At 46.6% G+C, this 18,765-nt stretch carries 13 protein-coding genes, 1 tRNA gene and 1 pseudogene; 7 read left to right on the top strand and 8 right to left on the bottom strand.

The genetic code is table 11. The features are described from left to right. The first annotated feature begins 348 nt into the window (after nucleotides 1-348). The gene (locus tag QUA44_RS04260) at nucleotides 349-1,524 is read left to right on the top strand and encodes a homocysteine biosynthesis protein (RefSeq protein ID WP_333248860.1); all 1,176 of its coding nucleotides are present in this window, start codon (nucleotides 349-351) and stop codon (nucleotides 1,522-1,524) included. A gap of 290 nt (nucleotides 1,525-1,814) precedes the next feature. Here QUA44_RS04260 and cobA read toward each other — a convergent pair whose 3' ends face one another. The 4 genes from cobA to QUA44_RS04240 form a co-directional block, all read right to left on the bottom strand. Beyond that, complete coding sequence (gene cobA, locus QUA44_RS04255) at nucleotides 1,815-2,582, bottom strand: uroporphyrinogen-III C-methyltransferase (RefSeq protein ID WP_333248862.1); 768 nt, start codon at nucleotides 2,580-2,582, stop codon at nucleotides 1,815-1,817. A gap of 172 nt (nucleotides 2,583-2,754) precedes the next feature. After that, nucleotides 2,755-3,531 carry a sirohydrochlorin chelatase gene (locus tag QUA44_RS04250; RefSeq protein WP_333248864.1) on the bottom strand — a complete coding sequence of 259 codons (777 nt, stop codon included), beginning with the start codon at nucleotides 3,529-3,531 and terminating at the stop codon, nucleotides 2,755-2,757. Nucleotides 3,532-3,761: 230 nt separating this feature from the next. After that, nucleotides 3,762-4,445 carry a manganese catalase family protein gene (locus tag QUA44_RS04245; RefSeq protein WP_333248867.1) on the bottom strand — a complete coding sequence of 228 codons (684 nt, stop codon included), beginning with the start codon at nucleotides 4,443-4,445 and terminating at the stop codon, nucleotides 3,762-3,764. A gap of 195 nt (nucleotides 4,446-4,640) precedes the next feature. After that, nucleotides 4,641-6,176 (bottom strand): serine/threonine-protein kinase, encoded by a 1,536-nt coding sequence (locus QUA44_RS04240; RefSeq protein ID WP_333248868.1) that lies wholly within the window; start codon nucleotides 6,174-6,176, stop codon nucleotides 4,641-4,643. A gap of 685 nt (nucleotides 6,177-6,861) precedes the next feature. Here QUA44_RS04240 and QUA44_RS04235 point away from each other — a divergent pair. The 4 genes from QUA44_RS04235 (at nucleotide 6,862) to QUA44_RS04220 (ending at nucleotide 13,043) form a co-directional block, all read left to right on the top strand. Beyond that, nucleotides 6,862-6,934: transfer RNA gene (locus tag QUA44_RS04235), tRNA-His, on the top strand. A 182-nt stretch (nucleotides 6,935-7,116) separates the two neighbouring features. Beyond that, nucleotides 7,117-11,421, top strand: coding sequence for an AAA domain-containing protein (locus QUA44_RS04230; protein WP_333248871.1), 4,305 nt, complete (start codon nucleotides 7,117-7,119; stop codon nucleotides 11,419-11,421). Then, nucleotides 11,399-12,331 (top strand): hypothetical protein, encoded by a 933-nt coding sequence (locus tag QUA44_RS04225; protein WP_333248874.1) that lies wholly within the window; start codon nucleotides 11,399-11,401, stop codon nucleotides 12,329-12,331. Before QUA44_RS04230 ends, QUA44_RS04225 begins: the two co-directional genes overlap by 23 nt. Before the next feature lie 376 nt (nucleotides 12,332-12,707). Next, nucleotides 12,708-13,043: a XisI protein gene (locus QUA44_RS04220; protein ID WP_333248877.1), complete on the top strand. Its 336-nt coding sequence runs from the start codon at nucleotides 12,708-12,710 to the stop codon at nucleotides 13,041-13,043. Nucleotides 13,044-13,244: 201 nt separating this feature from the next. Here QUA44_RS04220 and QUA44_RS04215 read toward each other — a convergent pair whose 3' ends face one another. From QUA44_RS04215 to QUA44_RS04200, 4 genes and pseudogenes are all read right to left on the bottom strand, one after another. Continuing rightward, a complete protein-coding gene (locus QUA44_RS04215) occupies nucleotides 13,245-13,496 on the bottom strand; it encodes a hypothetical protein (RefSeq protein ID WP_333248879.1) in 252 nt (83 codons plus the stop codon). Between the two features lie 6 nt (nucleotides 13,497-13,502). Continuing rightward, nucleotides 13,503-13,553 (bottom strand): annotated as a pseudogene (locus QUA44_RS04210) (S-layer homology domain-containing protein); the annotation flags it as partial. Between the two features lie 301 nt (nucleotides 13,554-13,854). After that, nucleotides 13,855-14,592, bottom strand: coding sequence for a DUF3747 domain-containing protein (locus QUA44_RS04205; protein ID WP_333248881.1), 738 nt, complete (start codon nucleotides 14,590-14,592; stop codon nucleotides 13,855-13,857). Nucleotides 14,593-15,025: 433 nt separating this feature from the next. After that, on the bottom strand, nucleotides 15,026-16,018 hold the full coding sequence (locus QUA44_RS04200; protein WP_006635514.1) for a ribose-phosphate pyrophosphokinase: 993 nt from the start codon (nucleotides 16,016-16,018) through the stop codon (nucleotides 15,026-15,028). 609 nt (nucleotides 16,019-16,627) lie between these two features. On the opposite strand from QUA44_RS04200, the gene QUA44_RS04195 reads away from it, so the two are divergent. Continuing rightward, nucleotides 16,628-17,101: a GatB/YqeY domain-containing protein gene (locus tag QUA44_RS04195; RefSeq protein ID WP_333248884.1), complete on the top strand. Its 474-nt coding sequence runs from the start codon at nucleotides 16,628-16,630 to the stop codon at nucleotides 17,099-17,101. Between the two features lie 338 nt (nucleotides 17,102-17,439). Next, nucleotides 17,440-18,765, top strand: a 1,326-nt coding sequence (locus QUA44_RS04190) for a serine/threonine-protein kinase (RefSeq protein WP_333276524.1), incomplete at its 3' end; no start/stop codon positions are given.

The following is an 18,765-nucleotide window of genomic DNA, read 5'->3' as shown; positions in this document are numbered from 1 at the left end:
CTGAGAGTGAGGACTGAATTCCTGGGAGCATCTCATTTTCGCAAAAAGTTTTTTACAGTGCGAGCGTCCCCGCTCGCGTGGTATGTAATAAAACACGCGAGCGGGGACGCTCGCACTACAAATGCAAAACCCAGATGCACCAGAATTCCTGATGATAAAACAATACGGTTTACTTAAGTTATAAGTTGTAGGGTGCGTCGCTCGTTTAATCTGGCGTTTCATGGCGAGATTTGTTATTGGCGACGCACCCTACGTTCACTAAAAATTTAGGAAATTGATCGCCATCAATAAAACTAAAAACTAAAAACTAAAAACTAAAAACTAAAAACTAAAACTAAAACTAAAATTATGAGATCGATCGACGAAATCAACGATAAAATCAGCCAGGGCAAAGCCACAGTCTGGACAATCGAAGAGCTCAAAACTAGAGTTCAAGAAACCAGCATTACCCAAGCAGCCAAAGAAGTCGATGTGATTACCGCAGGCACATTCGAGCCGATGGAATCCTCCGGTGCAATCATCAACCTCGGCCATACCGACCCGCCGATAAAAATCCGCCAATGCTGGCTGGACGGCGTTTTAGCCTACTCCGGCTTTGGGGCTGTAGACCTGTACTTGGGGGCCACCCAAGTAGCCGAAGACGGCGAAGAATCCCGCGAACGGGGCGGCGGACACGTCATCGAAGACTTAATAGCCGGCAAACCCGTGCAGTTGCGAGCCTTGGGGCAAGTCACAGATTGCTACCCCCGCGCCTCCTTTGAAACCACGATTACCCGCGATACCATCAACCAATTTTATTTATTCAATCCCCGCAACGCCTATCAAAACTTTATTGTGGGAGTTAACGGGGGCGATCGCCCGCTGTTCACCTACCTCGGCCCCCTGCAACCAAACCTCGGCAACGCCGTCTACTCGAACCTTGGAGCCATGTCTCCCCTGCTAAACGACCCCGACCTCGAAATCATCGGCATCGGCACCCGCATCTTCCTAGGAGGCGCCACCGGCTACATCACCTGGGAAGGAACCCAGCACTTCCCGCTGCAAAAACGCCAGCCCAACCGCACCCCCATCGGCCCGGCCGCCACCCTCGCACTCATCGGCGACGCCAAACAGATGAACTCGAAATGGGTGCGCGGGTGCTACTTCAAAAACTACGGCCCATCCCTGATGCTGGGAGTCGGCATCCCGTTTCCAGTCTTAAACGAAACGGTCGTCGCCCACTGTGCAGTATCAGACAAAAAAATAGTAGCGCCGGTGGTAGATTTCTCTATCCCCCGGCGCGTTCGTCCCACCTTCGGTTTAGTCAGCTATGCTCAATTAAAGACTGGCCGCATCCTGATAGAGGGCAAACCTGTGCGGGCCGCCCCCCTTGCGAGTATGTTTCTCTCCCGGCAAGTAGCATTGGAATTGAAGCAGCAAATTGAAGCGGGTCAATTTACCCTCACGGCCCCAGTTGCTCCCCTACCCACCGACAGAGTATTTCTCCCGCAAGATTTGTGGGGAGCCCAAGTGAGGCTGGAATAGACATTCGCTAAACTAAAGTCACGGATTATACAGGGTATTCCAGGTGTATAAAATACACCTCAGAAACCGGGTTTCTTTACAGTTCTCGCATCCTTACTGATTCTGTTGCTCGAAACCCGGTTGATCGCGATCTACATCTACATGGAATATGCTGTAAATATGTCATTGATGCGTCCTGGAATGACATCGGAATGACATTAAGGGTGCGATTGTCCCCGCTGGCGAGGCACCTTAGAGGGAGCGAAATCAAAGCGATCGAAATTAGATCGCTTCTGACCCAATTTTCCCGCTTATTCTACAGTCTGAGAAACTGGCCGACAGCCAGACAATATCGAGTGCAAATTGACGACATTTCCGATTACTGCGATCGCAGGTGCTGAAAATCCGATCGCCTCAACTTGCTCTACAATTGTACCCAAAGTCCCGATCAATTCTTCTTGTTCCGGCCGTGTTCCCCAGCGCACTAACGCTATTGGCGTTTCTGCACTCAATTGGGCTGCTGTTAACTGACCGATAATGTAAGGCAAATTGTGGATTCCCATGTATACTACAATGGTTTCCGAGCCGCGGGCGATCGCCTGCCAATTTACCTCCGGCCGATATTTTCCCGCTGATTCGTGACCGGTGACAAAGGTGACAGAGGAACTGTACGATCGATGTGTTAAAGGAATTCCCGCATAAGCAGGGGCCGCAATCCCAGAAGTTACGCCGGGGACGACTTCTACTGACACTCCAGCTTTTACCAACTCTTCCATTTCTTCGCCGCCGCGCCCGAAAATAAACGGATCGCCGCCTTTGAGACGAACTACGATCGCATTATCTCCAGCTTTTTCTATCATTAACTGAGTTGTTTCATCCTGCATTAACGAGTGACGACCTTTGCGTTTTCCGGCATCAATTCGTTCTGCTTGGGGGTTGATTGCTGCCAAAATTTGAGGGCTGACTAAAGCATCGTAAATCACCACATCCGCGCACTCTAACAGAGCTTTTCCCTTCAAGGTCATCAAACCCGGATCTCCGGGCCCCGCACCTACTAAATACACTTTTCCTAAAGACATTTTTCTTTCTTCCTTTACCAGAAAAAATTGGTTTAAAGCCTCTCCCTTAAAGGCGAGAAATTAAAAGAAGACGATTCATTACTTCAATCCTCTTCCTTCTAGGTAGAGGTCGCACTCATCTGTCAACTGTCAACTGTCAACTGTCAACTGAACTCTGCTTTGCCTCTGGGGTTCATTTTTGAATTAAATTCCCAATTAAGTCTGCTAATTGTACACTTGCGCCTAGAGGATTTGCGAGATGAAGTTCCGCCGCAGGAAATTGCTGCTTTAGCTGTGCGACATTTTTGGCGATCGCATCTGTAATTCCTCCATTAAATAAGAAGTATGGCACAATCCCTATTTGCTGCTGTCCACCACGAACCAAACTGTCAATTTGCTCTGACAAACTCGGCTTTACCGACCAATAAGCTGTCTGTGCACCTAGTTTGCTGGCGATTTCCTCAACAATCGAGTTACCTCCGGGACGACGGCTGCCGTGAGATAATAAAATCCATTTTGGCAATAGCAGATTGGGGAGAAAAGTCACCTCTTGCATCTGACTTTTTACCAATTGTGTTAAGCCTGCTTCCTGGGAACCTAAATGCGGGCGCAATTCAATTTTTAGCTTGTCACCAAAAGTTTTTTGGGCAATTTCCACCTCTGCCGGTATGTCTTCGGCGACGTGAACTCCCGGCAATAAAAATACAGGCAGGATTTGCAATTCTGTCAGTCCCAGCGACAGGGTACGTTCGCCAAAACTGCAAATTTGTTCGTGCAGCGGTGCGGGGCCCAGTTCTAAGGTGGCGGTTGCTACTGCGGGGAAGGAGTCAGCCAAATTTTGAGACAGCAGTTGACCTAGGTTTTCCAAAGCTAGTTGGGGTCTGGGGTCGCGGCTGCCGTGAGAGACTAATAAATAGGTCGATCGCAATTTCAATATAGATTTGATGTTAATGTTCGATCGGGATTTCAAATAATTATAACACCGTTGGGCGCGTGACTTGAAAAATACTCAACCCTCAACCGGAAGCTTCCGAGTCACCCACCTCTAACAACTAAAGCAAAGTACCCGGCTTGAAAATTACTCAACACAGGGCTTAAATCTTCTAAGCCGCCCACCTTACAAAACAAGGTGCGCGGCTTAAAAATTACTTAATACTGGGCTTAAATCTTCTAAGCCACACACCCTAGACAAATCTCACATTAACCTTTGGGAGCGGGATCGGCAATGTATTGGAAAGTAGGTTCTGAGTTCCAAGGGCCACGTTCATCCTTGCCATTTGTGGACAAGTTAAAGTAGAGATCCACAGTGGAATCTGGCTGAATATTTCCGAACAGCGGATCCGTGAGTTTACCCAGCGATTCCAAAGCTTTCATGAACATTTGAGTGTGAGAAATTTCGCGAGTCAGCAGAAAGTGCAGCGTCTTTTTCGTTCCCATATCCGGTGCTAGTTTAATCAACTCTTCGTAGGTTTGGCGAGCTCCTGCTTCCGCAGCGATATCAGCGCGCAAATCGCGCACCACCTCCCCGCCTTCGTTGATATAAGCTGCCGTCCAAGCTTGACCTTGGCTGTCCAACAAGTGTGGGCCTACGCCACGCACCGCAAACAAAGTGCTTTTGTAAGCTTCTGTTTGGTCAACGTTTTTGGTGTGCATTTCGATGAGTTGCCCCACCATTTCTAAGTGGCTGAATTCTTCTATTGCAATATCTTGGAGCATATCCTTAATCCCTGCATCTTCACAGTGAAAGGACTGCACCCAGTATTGCAGAGCTGCTGTCAATTCTCCGGTTGCTCCGCCAAACTGTTCTAGCAGCAATTGGGCAAAACGGGGGTTGGGTTCGTCTACAGTCACCGCAGCCATTAATTGTTTTTTGTGAAAAAACATGGATCGATACCTCTCTTTAATTCTGTTGCTACAGTCTGAGGATTGCAGACTTGTAGCTGTGTTCACCTTCAGAATCCATTGTGCGACAAGCGATCGCACCGAACCTCGGTCGCTGGATACATCTAGCGGGACAAATTTCTCTGCTTTCAGGTAGAGTTTAATGTAAAAATTTTAGCTAGTTGGTCGGTATAAATACTACAATTTAGGAGCAGTATTATTGTCGCACTCGGTTAATTTTGCAGACAGGGCATCGAGATGCCGCAGCCACTGAATGCCGCCAACCCAACTGCGAGAGGGGAGGTGTCCGATTGGTGCTTGCTGACTAAATTTAATCTGTCCTAAAGTAGTAGCAGAATTGTAGCTTTGCCAGTTGACCCGATCGCAAAATCTGATATAGTCTCCCTTAACGCTTTCATAAATCTGCTTTTGGACGCTGAAGCCAAACCGACCTTGACTGTAGTGCAACCAAAGACGATCGACTGTGTGCAAATCTTCGCAGGGTAGCTGGTAAATTTGGCTAATTTCTAGCTGAGTTCCCGGTGGCTGGGAAAGAGACTGACACATCAAGCCCCAAGTTTCGCGATCGGCTTCTTTCCACTTTTTGTTACACAAAAAATCTCGCAGTTTGGTATAATCAACTCCCCGTGCAGAAATTAGGGTTGGCTCGATATTTGAAGTATTTGAAGTAGCAGATAAGGAAAAATCTTCTGCACAATGGGCGACGGCATTGGTCGGTAAAATAGGAGAATCAGAAGTTTGTAGCGCGCTGAGATCGGTTGAGTTGTCGCTATTACCGAGAGCAGGAGCGATCGGCTTTTTTGGCGAAAGCAAATTTTGATGGCGAATATCTAAAGCTGCTTGGATATCTTGCAAAACTTCCGCAGCAAAACTGTACCGCTGATTGAGATGAGTTTGCAGCAATTTATCTAAAATTTCACCTAACTCGTCGCTAATACTCGTGGCTTTGGGGAGAAACTCGCGCCACCACCAGCGCTCGTTGTTGCAGTCGTACATATCCAAAGGAGGAACTTGCGTCATCAGGCGAATGCAAGTAACCCCTAAACTGTAAAGGTCGCTAGCAGGAAATACTTTGCCGCGCATTTGTTCGGGAGCTACATAATCTTGACTGCCGATGAGCGTTGCTGGACGGAGTATTGCTGTATCAGTCAGCAGTTTGGCAATGCCGAAATCGATCAATACGAGTTTGTTGTCCGATTGGCGGCGGATAATATTTTCAGGTTTGATGTCGCGGTGAACGACGCGCTTCTCGTGGATAAATTGCAGCACGGGCAATAAGTCTTGCAGCACTTGCCAAATTTTCTCTTCATCGTATACACTCTTGTCTAATTCTTGTTTAAGAGTCGCTCCCTCTATAAACTCTTGAACTAAATAAATATGACCTTCTTGTTCAAAGCAGGCTAATAATGTGGGGATTTGCGGGTGTTTTCCGAGTTCGTCTAAACGGACGCCTTCTTGCCGAAATAATTCAACTGCTTTGTTGAAAATTTCGGGGTCGCGGTCGTAAAAATAAAATTGCTTGACTGCACAGCGGGGTACAGATGGGATGTCTTCATCAATTGCTAGGAAAGTTTTACCAAATCCGCCTCTACCTAAAAGTTCAATCGGGCGATATCGCTGTCTCAGCAACAGGTTAAAGCCGCAGTTTAAGCAAAATTTGGCGGTGTTGGAGTTTTGACGATTTTGACATTCTGGGTTGACACAGTAGCTCATATCGATTTTTGATTTTTGATTTTTGATTTTCGATGGCGGAAAAGACTTTTTTTTAAACGAACCGCGAAGACGCGAAGCTGCGCGTTCGGCGAAGCCGTTCCCGAAGGGTAGGAAGAGGGAATAGAGAAGAGAGAGAAGAGAGAAGAGAGAAGAGAGAGAAGAGAGATGGTTGATAACTCATGCAGTGTGGGATAAGCTGTCCCGCTTCTTGCGTTGTATTTTTCGGGCGGGCGGGACACCCCACAAGCATTTCATCTGAGATGTTGCACCATTCTCAGTCAGGCTTGTAGGGGCGGGCTAGAAGAGCGCACCCTACAAGAAATTCATTCTTTGTGGAACAGGCATCTTGCCTGTTAAGTGAGAATGGTGCCAGATGTGAGTTTTATCAAACTGGAGTGTAAAATTTAGATGCGCCAGGGCTGATAAGGCTATTTTAATGCGCTGGATCGAATCGGGACGCTGCCAAAGCTGCCGAACCCAGGCCAGATGACTGCTGTGGGCGAGATAATTGCCGATCGCACAGGCCGATCGCGCAGAGCGAGAATTGTGCTAAACTCTTACTGTGCGTTGGATTTAAGGCACAATCGATCTGTCCGGTTCAGGGACGCTCAGAAATATTTCAAAATATTTTTGCTTTACCCCTAGACTTGTGCTGAGATCTGATGCTATAGTTACAAAAGATATGGCGAGTGTAGCCAAGTGGTTAAGGCAGTGGTTTGTGGTACCACCATTCGTGGGTTCAATTCCCATCATTCGCCCTTTTAATTCTGAACTGTTTAATTCGATCGCCCGTCGCCTGTACGGTTACTTGCGATGGTGGTAGGGTGTGCATTGCACACCTTAATCTTTTTTGGGATTTAGCGGTTCTGTCGGCACAAGTTCCGATGTGCTAATCTTAAATCCAAGATAAAATCTAAAATCTAAAATCTAACATCAAAATATGCCATCTTTAGTAACAGAAGATTGGGGATATAAATTTAGTGGTGATCGCACAATTAATAAGTTTATTCGCGATGTTGAAGGGGAAGCGGCTTTAGCGAAATATTGCGATTGGGAATGCCGAGAGCGTGCGGAAATTCTGATGTCGGAGATAGCTGGCAAATCCCACAATCTTTTCTACGTGCGTCGCCAAAAGGTAAATGAGAGATTTTCGGAAGAAGAAATCTGGGAATTGCTCCTGGCTACGGATGGAGATGATTTTGAATTACCTCAATTGTTGCAAAAAGCTGATCGCACTTTGCGGTTGTTAGCAACTGTACGTGTTGAAGACGGAATTGGCGGTTTAAAGCTGCTGGATGCTGGTTTGGTGGCGCTTCCGAGAGGAAGAAAAGATGGGTATGCTTTGCCGGTTCAGTTGCGACTTTTGGCTAACAGTCGAGCGCCAATTCCTGTAAAGTCGATCGCCCGCGTCCAAAAAATGCCCTTTTGGGACGACAGACACATACCAACTACCGAACAACTAAAAATTTGGCATACTTTTTTAAATGTGGAAAAACGCATCGCGGAAGCGCGTCAATTTTGCGTGCCTTTCCGAGCGCACAATTACGGTTCAGGCTTTAAAATCGTCACTTTTGAAATTGATCGTAATTCCGCAACTCTTGACGGCTACGAGGAAAATCCCTTAGAATTGGGCGACTTTCGCGATCGGCTGAAAAAGGCGCGAAATGAAGAAATTATTCTGTTTGATTCGCCGCCCGGAAGCAGAAGCAGCCGCGATGGAGAGACATTGGGTAGCATCGCTGAAATTGACTTTGAACATGGTAAATTACGGATTAAGTTAGATGTTGATTTAGGCGATCGCATGGCGGGTGGCAGATATCAACTGCCCAAACAAGGATTCTTGTATTTTGAGGCTGCGGGCGATATCAGTCAGATTGAACGCAAGAAAAAAGCTTTAAAAATGCTGACAGATGGCCGCGCTCAAAATCCCTATTTGAGCGAATTTTTATTCGACTCTTCTCAGGCGAGAATACCCGAAAAACTGATTAAATTGAATAGGGAAAACTTATTAAATCGCAATGCTAATGACGACCAACTTGCTGCCGTAGAAACGGTGCTTTCGGCGCGGGATTTAATTTTGATTCAAGGGCCGCCGGGAACGGGCAAAACGACTGTGATTGCGGAAATTTGCTATCAAATTGCCCGTCAGGGCGGCAAAACGCTGATTGCTTCGCAAGCAAATTTGGCTGTAGACAATGCTTTGAGTCGGTTAGTTCACAATCCAGCGATTCGGGCTTTGCGGAAAGGAAAAGCTCATAAGGTGCAGGAAGAAGGGCAGCCGTTTTTGGAGGAAAATGCGATCGGCACTTGGCTGCAAAATACGGCGACTGACTGCGAAGAAAAGCTCTCGCAGCGCCTGACTAATATCAAATCTTTGCGGCAGTTGGTGGCAGAATCAGAGCGATTTACCGCCTACTGTTCCGCAGAGAGAGATTTTTTTAATGAACTAAAACACCTGCACGACAGTAAAGCAAATCTTGAGGAAAAGTGCAGCCAGCAAGCAGCAGAGTATGAAGGGGTTTTAACCGAAAAAAGGGAGATTGAACCTCTAGTTAGTGGGTTAGAAAATCTGCTGGATGCGCCTAATGTCAACTGGGAATCTCCAGAAGTTGCCGAGTTTATGCCCCGACTAAAACCATATTCCGAAGGCAATGTTTTAGTAGATAACTTTATGGCAAATGTTCGGATTGCCGCTAGCAATGCTATTCAAATAGGCTTCGATCGCCCTGCTTGTGGCGCGTTTGGGATTGCTGTTTGGCTTCAGGAAACTGTAGCAGGGCAAATATCGGAATTTAAGACAGAATTCGATCGCGCTGATGATGTTTGTCACGCTATGTCAACGGTTGCGGAGTCGTTGCGGGTGTCGCGGCAGATGTCGGAGGCTGTTAATCAACTCGAATTGGGCGATCGGCAAAATCAGACACACCGCCACAATCTCGAACAGAAAATCAAGAATTTGGAACTGCGAAAAGCGGAAATTGCAGCCGTTGTCGTCGCCGTTGCACAGTGGATTGAAACAGCGGATACGGGACTCTATGAAGTTGTGAAAACTTGCTGGGAAACGGGCGCGATCCTGACCGATGAAATGGTAGAATTGCCTGTGGGACTGTTGAAAATTGCCCGATCGCTCAAATTGCCGATCGTGCCGCCCAAATGCAAAATAAATTTGCCCGATTTGGATCGGTTGCGAAACGCGGTATCCCACGAAGCAAACGCAGGTTTTAAGGACATACAAGGGCAACAGTTCCGGTTTAGCGAGTTTCTGCACCTAAATTTGAGTCAAACGCCGATCGTGCTCTCTGCGGGCGATCGTACGCAATGGCAGCAGCTAGCCAAAGACTTCGCCAGCTATTCCCAAGTTAGTCAAAGTCAGCGCAAATTCATCATAGAAAAAGCTGGCACTTTCTTAAGTAGCATTCAACAATTTTACAGTGAATCCTTGCAGCCAAATCAGATCCAGGCTACCTTCGATCGCCTAGTCAAAGAATTGCTGCACAGTATCCTCGCAAATGCCCGTCAGTGCGTGGTTCCCCTGAAAACCGAAACCGATCAGCAACTGATCAAACAGCAACAGTTATTAGATAAAATCGGTCAAACCTTGAACCAGCAGCAAATATCCGCCGCTAAACTTCAGGTAGAAACAGCGCAGCAAGAGGCAAACTTAAAAATTAGCGAAGTTACTAATTTGTTGCAAGCAATTGTCCAACAGCCAAATGTACCTGAAAAATTGCGGATTTTATCCGAACAATATCTCGCCCAAAAATCGAATATTTGGGAGCAACCGCAGCATTTTGTCAAGCAAGTTGAGGCTTGGAAAGCCAGCGCCATTCAGCTTGAAAAATCGATTGCTGACTTAGATGCTTTTGGGATTTTGGAGATAATCAAAAACACTCTTGACGATCATTTATCTCCGCTGCAAATTGCCGCCGCAACTTCGCACCAGCAACTCGCCGAACTTCAAACAGAATTGAGCGGAATTACCGCTCAACTGCAACAGCAGCAACCGACAGCAGCATTACTTGCTGAGAGGAATTGGTGGGAATCAACCTGGAAAAAAATCCCGGAACAATACGGGCCAGAAGTTCCCAATACAGGATTGTTCAGCGTAGATTTTTTAAGCAAAATTAAGCGTCTTTTCAAAACTTGGCAGCGAAAATTAGAACAAGAAGAAACAGCCCTAAATCGTTCTCAAACGTTTGTGACTGATTGGATTCAAAAACTCCGCAATCCATCAGAAAAAGACCGCAACGATTTAAAGCAAATTTATATTGACAATGCCAACGTGATCGGCATTACTTGCGTGCAGGCTGCTAGTTTCGATTTTACTAAAAACTTTCCCAGCTTTGATGCAGTCATCATTGACGAAGTTAGCAAATGCACTCCCCCAGAGTTATTAATTCCGGCTTTGAAAGGCAGGAAGTTAGTATTAGTTGGCGATCACAGGCAATTGCCACCGATGTTTAATCAAAGTACGATCGACGATATTGCCGAAGACATCGGTTGTACCGGAGACGAACTTAGCTTCATCAAAGAATCTTTGTTCAAAGTATTGTTTGAGAATGCCAGCGACAGCATCAAAAAAATGCTGACAACTCAATACCGAATGCACCCGCAAATTATGGGCGCAATCAATCAGTTTTACCAACAAAAACTCAATTGTGGCATTCAGGAAGCTGACACCAAGCGCGCCCACAACCTCGCAGGTAGAATCATTCAAGAAAATAATCACATTCTCTGGGTAAAAACGCCCATCGGACAAGGATTTGAAGAGGAAAAACAGGGTACTTCGCGGTTGAATGTCAAGGAGATTGATGCGATCGAGCGTTTGTGCGAGCAAATGGAGGCTGCTTGGCGGCCCAAAGTTGCGATCGGCGAACCGCCGAAAGAAATCGGAATTATCACTTTTTACGGCGCTCAATTAAATGCAATTAAAGACAGAATCGAAGCCGAAAAATTTCCGTCTTTGAGCATCCGCACTGGTACGGTTGACATATTCCAAGGCATGGAAAGACCTGTAATTATTGTTAGCACAGTGTGTAATAATATTAGGGGCGATATTGGATTTGCTAAGGAACCGGAACGGGTGAATGTGGCATTTTCCCGCGCTCAAGAATTGCTGGTAGTTGTCGGCTGCCACGATTTATTTACCCAACAAACAGGTACTGTCGGAAAAATGTATCAGGAAGTTTCAAAAACGGTGCGTCACTGCGGAGGTTTTGTAGATGTTTCTAGCGTCCTCAACTAAACCAATAGACTCGAATTTAAGTTCGCTAGCCGAACAAATTGAGCAACAAAATCCGGGTTTGTCAGTGTTGGCGGCGCGTCAATTCCGCTTCGCAATCCGTCAAACTCCGCTGGAGGTGGCGATTAGTGAACCGCGCGAGTTTAACGTGTTGGAAGAGTTCATTTTGCGGGCGGGTGTTGAGTTTGAACCTGCGCCAACTTTGAAGGAATTGGCGGATTTGCTGGGGTTAGACGAGATTTTTGTGAAGACTACGGCGGCGACTCTGGTTAGTTTGGAAACCTTGGAGGTGGCTGAAAATGGGCGAATTGCGTTAGCGAAGCCCGCCCCTACGGGAGGCTCATCAACGAAGAGGATCGCCCCGCAAGGTGGAGATTTTTTCGATAAAGTTGCGGTTAGTCGATCGCAAATTCAATCAATTTACGCCATTTCCGATCCGCTGAATCAAACTCTTACCTTTAAATTCGATGCTGTAGCCGCAGAATCGATCGACTTACCAGATTTAGCAGAATTAGTATCCCTCGAACATAAAATTAGCGACCTTGCGAATTTAAGTCTAGCAGAAATCCAGCCGTTAATTCAAGATTCCGGCTTAGGAATTCACGCCCCAGAAAACGGCAAAATTGTCTCTGCTTGCGATGTCGTCGGCGACGATTTAGATATTTGGCAAACAGTCTCGATTTTTGTGTTGCTAGATGGAATAGAAAATAAAACTACTATCCAAGTCCGACAGGGAAAGCAAATATTAGAAACAGCTTCAAACAGACTCAACGAACTTGAATCTCAGCAAAAACTTTCCTTAAATGACTTGTGCAAATTAACCCCCGACATCACACAGCAAGAATCAGATACAATCGCCGTCCCGAAAACTCCTAAAAAGCCATCTAAGAAAAAACCCAAGGAAACGATATGATGAGCACTAAAGTGCTGATTACGAACAGGTTTGTAGTAAGGACTTTAGTCCTGATTAACTGATATCTTGCACCATTATCAGTTACTTGTTTAGGAACGGGCATCTTGCCCGTTCCACAAAACTTGATTTTATTGTGGAACGGGCATCTTGCCCGTTCTTGACAAGAGTACAAAATATAACTATAGTAATCCTAAATCATTATCTAGATCGCGAACATAAATGTGATTTCCCCAAAATCCATCAGTAGGGACACGCCAGTGCCGGAACGGGCATCTTGCCCGTTCCACAAAACTTGATTTTATTGTGGAACGGGCATCTTGCCCGTCCTTGACAAGAGTACATATAACTATTAACCAACCAATGAGGTAATTGTGCAATGGACAAACTAACTCAATATCGTCAATACGTTCAGACATTAATGAGCCGTTATGCCGAAGAAGATGTTTCTGATGATGAAGTCGAAGTGCAACTTATCTGCGACACAGAACGAGATCATTATCAGTGGATGAATGTCAGCTGGGAACACTTAACCCGGATTTATCAAACCTTCATTCACATTGACATCAAAGATGGAAAAATCTGGCTTCAGCAAAATTTGACAGAGCAAAATCCTGCGGAGGAATTAGTTGCAATGGGAGTACCGAGAGAGGATATTATTTTGGGATTGCAACCGCCATACAAACGGCCATATACTGATTATGGTGTAGCGTAAACAGTTGACAGTTGACAGTTGACAGTTGACAGTTGACAGTTGACAGTTGACAAATGTCCACTTAATATAGGGCCCGTCTCTTTAGAAAACACCAATTATTTTGTACTTCCTCCTGTGACTTACTATTATCAGGTAGGGTGAGTCACTTGGGAAAATCCCAATTATTTTGCATTCGCTTCCGTGACGCACCCTACAATAATCCTACTGAGCCTTGACGCATTTCACCATCCGTAAAGTAGCCGCGGCGTAATTCCGCTTTGCATAATTATCGAAAGCAAACCGATTGCCAATTTCGTTAATAGCGGCAGCAACAGAACAATAAGCCGACATTTGAGTAATAATAGAAACAGCCCAATAATTCTGAGTGTCTGAAAAAGTTTTATACCGCTCTTTAACAACTAAATTCGGCTGAATTCCCGCCGACAAACCAAATTCGGCCGCTTTTGGCAGCACCGCCATCAATTCAGCGCGAGTGACGGGCTGGGTAGGTTTAAAAGTTCCATCTTGATATTAGCTAACTATCTTGTTGTTCCGTGCCAATAGAAGTTTTCCGGCACTCCAGCGGGAAATATCAAAGTCGCTAAATGGACGGATAGAAACATGGCTAGAAAAGGTGATATTAGCACCTTGTATTCATTTCAAAGATTCCCCAACTAAAGATACCAATTGCTCTCTGCTAACAGCAAGTTGCGGCCCCAAAGCATTATTTTGATAAAACCGGGCTACAAACCCAAAGCCCACAACTTCTTTAATTTCGGAAGCGTAGATATCATCGGTAGCTATCTCCGAATTGTAGAAAAGCCAGTATTGCCTACGGTATTGGTATTTCCTGCGGTATTGGCTGCGGTAATGGCTGCGGTATTGGTATTGGCTGCGGTATTGGTATTGGCTGCGGTATTGGTATTGGCTGCGGTAATGGCTGCGGTATTGGTATTGGCTGCGGTAATGGCTGCGGTATTGGTATTGGTTGCGGTATTGCTTCGGTATTGCCAATTTCTCCCGGTGCGGATTGATTGGTAGTGAAATAAAAGTGGCCTAATGTGCGGCCTTGGTAAGCTCTTTTACTCAAGCGCCAAGCAGGATCGAGACTGATTTTCATGAAGTCGTTAACCTCACCGTTTGTGCGACCGATAATTACCGATTTACCTTGGTAATCTACCGGAGTTCCCATTAGAAGAACATTGCCATCAACAGTTTCCAATGTCAGGGTGTATTTTAATGCTAAATCGCTGCCTGCCATGCGAATTGAAAAGCCGTTGCTGTCTGTTGCGCGGCCACAAATACCGGTGAAATCAAAAGTAACTAATAATGGATCGACTTTCACGGGATTAGAGCCACTTTCGCTCCAGCATTGTCGCTTGTCAGATACTTGTTCTAAAATTAGCAATTGGTAGCCGCCGAAAGGGCGGGGTTGGGCGATGACAATTACTCGGTCTTGGCTAATTTCGGTTTCGTCAAAAGTAAATGCTTTAGCTGAACCGATCGCGCCAAGTGTTAAAATTGCTGAACCTGCCAGTGTGGCCACTGTTCGTACAAGTGAATGTTTCATGATTTTTCCCTATTGGCCCCTTATTGTGACGAGACTTATCTAGAATATAAAAAAGTCGCCCTCTTCAGACAACAAGATAGAATTTTACCATCTCTTGTTCCGGTGGTACCAAGTGCGATCGATCGCCGATCGTCACATTGGTTCGTAGTGAAAACTCAAGTCCGAGCGAATTTTAGGAGAACTTTAGTCCTCACTACAAAGTTATAACCGTTATTTTAGCGAGGAACTTGATAAACTATTCGACCTCTAAATTGTATTTTCCGGGCGGGCGGGACGCCCACTCCACAAGAATTGAAGGGGAGTTGACTGTAAAATTGAGATGCGCCTGGGCTGATTACTTGCGGGAAACGATCGCACTATTGAGCAAAAAAACGGTGCGTTACACTCTTGTTAACGCACCCTAAAACAAACATTCAAAAAGCGCTTTTCCTGTCTAGCGGAACATACTGCTAACAGAACTATCTTCGTGAATCCGCCAAATAGTTTCTCCGAGCAAATTCGCTACCGAAAGCACCGTCAACTGCTTAAAACGGTTCTCTTCCGGCACAGGAATTGTATTCGTAACAATTACCTCTTCCAAAACCCCGCTCGACAAACGCTCGATCGCCGGAGGCGAAAACACCGCATGAGTAGCACAAGCATAAACCTGCCTCGCACCCTCGCGGCGCAACAATCGGGCCCCTTCAGAAATCGTGCCGGCAGTATCGATCATGTCGTCCACCAACACAGCAGTTTTGCCCCTGACATCACCAATAAGATTCATCACTTCTGCCACGTTGTGAGCTTGGCGGCGCTTGTCAATAATAGCCAGGGGAGCATCACCAAGCTTTTTGGCAAAAGCTCTCGCCCTAGCGACTCCGCCAACATCCGGCGAAACCACAACAATATCCGTCAATTGCTTGCTCGCCAGATAATCCAAAAGCACCGGCGAACCGTAAACGTGATCGAAAGGAATGTCAAAATAACCTTGAATCTGAGCCGAGTGCAAATCCATCGCCAAAATGCGACCGGCCCCAGCTTCCGTAATCAAATTAGCCACTAATTTTGCAGTAATCGACTCTCTTCCGGCCGTTTTGCGGTCAGCCCTAGCATATCCGTAATAGGGAATGACAGCAGTAATTTGTCTGGCCGAAGCGCGGCGACAAGCATCGATCATAATTAACAATTCCATGAGGCGATCGTTTACCGGACAGCAAGTTGGCTGAATCAAGTAAACATCGCAACCCCGAATCGATTCTTGAATTTGAACGTAGAGTTCCCCATCAGCAAACCGCTTGCGAACCATCGGCCCCAAATCGATCCCCAGATAGCGAGCCACCTCTTGGGCGAGGGGAACATTAGCAGAACCGGAGAACAGCCGCAGACGGTCATGAGCGGAAACCGGCGGCTCGGGAAGCGGAAGCGGTAAAGTAGCAGAACGGATCACAGCAGGCCTCTTGCAGGACGTTTATTCCATCGATATCTTACCATCTGAAACTAGAAATATTCAGCCAAATTTTTGAGAGATTTAACTTTCGGGGCGACCACAAGTGTGAAGTTAGGCGAATTGAATAGGACTTGCAGAAATATGTCCGAGAAACCGGGTTTCTAGCCCACTTTCGGCACTTTCAACGGTCACAATCGGTTTTTACTTATTTTTATCCACTAATAAAACTCTAAGTTATACTAAAATACCGTACATTAACGGATAAATTACTTTTTAAAGGCATAATTTATTACTGTAAAGATAGAGTATTCTGCGTAATTATGCTGTGTGACACCCCCAGGGTGCGGAATGTGGGTTCTAGCGAACTCTGTACTGGGAGAAGTACGATCGCACTTGTGCCCCTGCGTCTAAAAGTTCTAGCGTGAGTCAATTTGGGGCTGAGGCTGCAAGTGCAGCCACCCCAAATTCAGTCGAAAGCCGAAGGCATCCGGGTTCAATGCGATAAAAAAGCCACCAACAGGCAATAAACTTGAAAAATACTGTAAAAAAAGTTAAGAATCGGAAGCATACTTCAGATTTTTGATGTCGGGCAAAGCAAGGTAGAAATCGATGAGCTTAAGAGAACGCATTGACGCAGAAATCAAAGCAGCCATGAAGTCCAAGGACAAAGTTCGCTTGGAAACAGTTCGCGGCATCAAGAAATTTATTCTCGAAAAAGAAGTCAGCCTTCGTCCTTCCGGGCAAGACACGCTGACAGAAGCTCAAGAAATGGAAATTTTGATGCAAATAGCCAAACAGCGCCGGGATTCGATCGAACAATACCGCAAAGGTGGCCGCGAAGATTTAGTGGCACAAGAGGAGGCGGAGTTAGCAATTGTTGAAGAGTATTTGCCACCGCAGATGTCAGACGAAGAGGTGAGTCAAGTCGTTGACGAAGTGATTGCTTCGGTTGGCGCTACTTCTGCAAAAGATATGGGCAAGGTGATGGGCAAGGCAATGCAGCAGCTTAAGGGCAAAGCAGACGGTAACAGAATTCAAGACATGGTGAAAGCAAAGCTTAGTCAGTTGACAGTTGACAGTTGACAGTTGACAGTTGTTAGTTGACAGTACCATCAGCAGTCATTCGATCGACCCCAAAACATCGGAAATGTAGGGGCAAACCCCCCGTGGTTGCCCCCTCCTTAAATCTAAAAAAAAATTGGTTGCTCAAAGTTGCGTCAAAAAACGTAAGATGCTAACTTTGGTCGGGACTGGGAGCGAGAGACAGTGAAGTATGCTATTGAGTGTTAAAGACCTAGCAGGATCGTCTATTTTTTAACACTGGACAATTAGCAATTGTTGATGAACGGGTTTAAATCCCCAGTCAACTGTCAACTGTCAACTGTCAACTGTCAACTATTTAACAGTTTCTACTTAAACTTATGCAGCCACCTATTGCTATTGGAACTCTCCTACAAAACCGCTACCGTTTGGTGAATATTTTAGGTCAAGGGGGATTTGGCCGGACTTATTTAGTAGAAGATTTGGGACGGTTTCAAGAACGCTGCGCCCTGAAGGAATTGATTCCGGTGCAAAGCGGGCCTTACGTTTTGGAAAAATCGAAGGAATTGTTTCAAAGAGAGGCAGCAATACTTTACCAAATTGGGCACCCGCAAATTCCCCAGTTTCGGGCAATATTTGAAGAGAATCAGCGTTTGTTTTTAGTGCAGGATTACGTGGAAGGGATGACTTACCGCGAACTGTTGCTCGATCGAACTTCAAATGGTCGCAGCTTCACCGAAGCCGAAGTCTTGGTATTTATCCGGCAAATGCTGCCGGTACTGGCTCACATCCACGCCCGCGGCATCATCCACCGCGACATCTCCCCAGAAAATATAATTCGCAGGGAAAACGACCAGTTGCCGGTGCTGATTGACTTTGGAGTGGTGAAGGAACTCGCCACCAAAGTTCAGTCTCCCGAAGGAACAGCCCACGCGACAACTGTCGGTAAAATCGGCTACGCGCCGATGGAACAGTTGCAAAGCGGGCGGGCAACAGCCAGCAGCGACCTCTACGCTTTAGCTGTAACGGCGATCGTCCTGCTGACAGGCAAAGAACCGCAGGAATTGCTCGATCAAACGACGCTGCAGTGGAATTGGCAGCAGCGAGTGCAGGTGAGCACAGGTTTGGCTTTGGTGCTGAATCGGATGTTGAGCCGGTCTCCGGGCGATCGATATCAATCTGTCAGCGAAGTCGCCCAAGCACTCGACGGCCAAACTAATCCTAAACCTACCCAGCCAACTGTACCGCCCGCGCCAGCAGTGGTGCCGACAAACCCTTCGCTAATAGCAACGGTGGCCGTGGGCAGGCCGCCAGAGCCCGCCGCCCAGAGTTCCCACCCGCAAAACCAGCCAGATCCGCTAAGTGAGCCTGTTGGCAACTCTGTTTGGGACAATCCCATCGCTGCGATCGGACTGCTGACGGGCTTAGTAATCTTGACTGGCTTCGGTTCCTGGGCTTTAGTCGGCTCATTTCTCAACAATTCGCGGCCCAAACCCACTCCGACAGCGCCAGCAGTCATCAGTCCGACGCCGACACTAACTCCGGTACCCAACCCGCTACCTTTGCCAACCCCAACCCCGCAACCTTTGCCAACCCCAACCCCGCAACCTTTGCCGGAACCAACCCCAGAACCTTTGCCGGAACCAACCCCAGAACCTTTGCCGGAACCAACCCCAGAACCTTTGCCGGAACCAACCCCAGAACCT

Origin of the sequence: Microcoleus sp. N9_A2 (assembly GCF_036701775.1) — a bacterium.
GTDB lineage: Bacteria > Cyanobacteriota > Cyanobacteriia > Cyanobacteriales > Microcoleaceae > Microcoleus.
The sequence above is the reverse complement of the archived record's forward strand: the minus strand, read 5'-3'. Positions and strand labels throughout refer to the sequence as shown.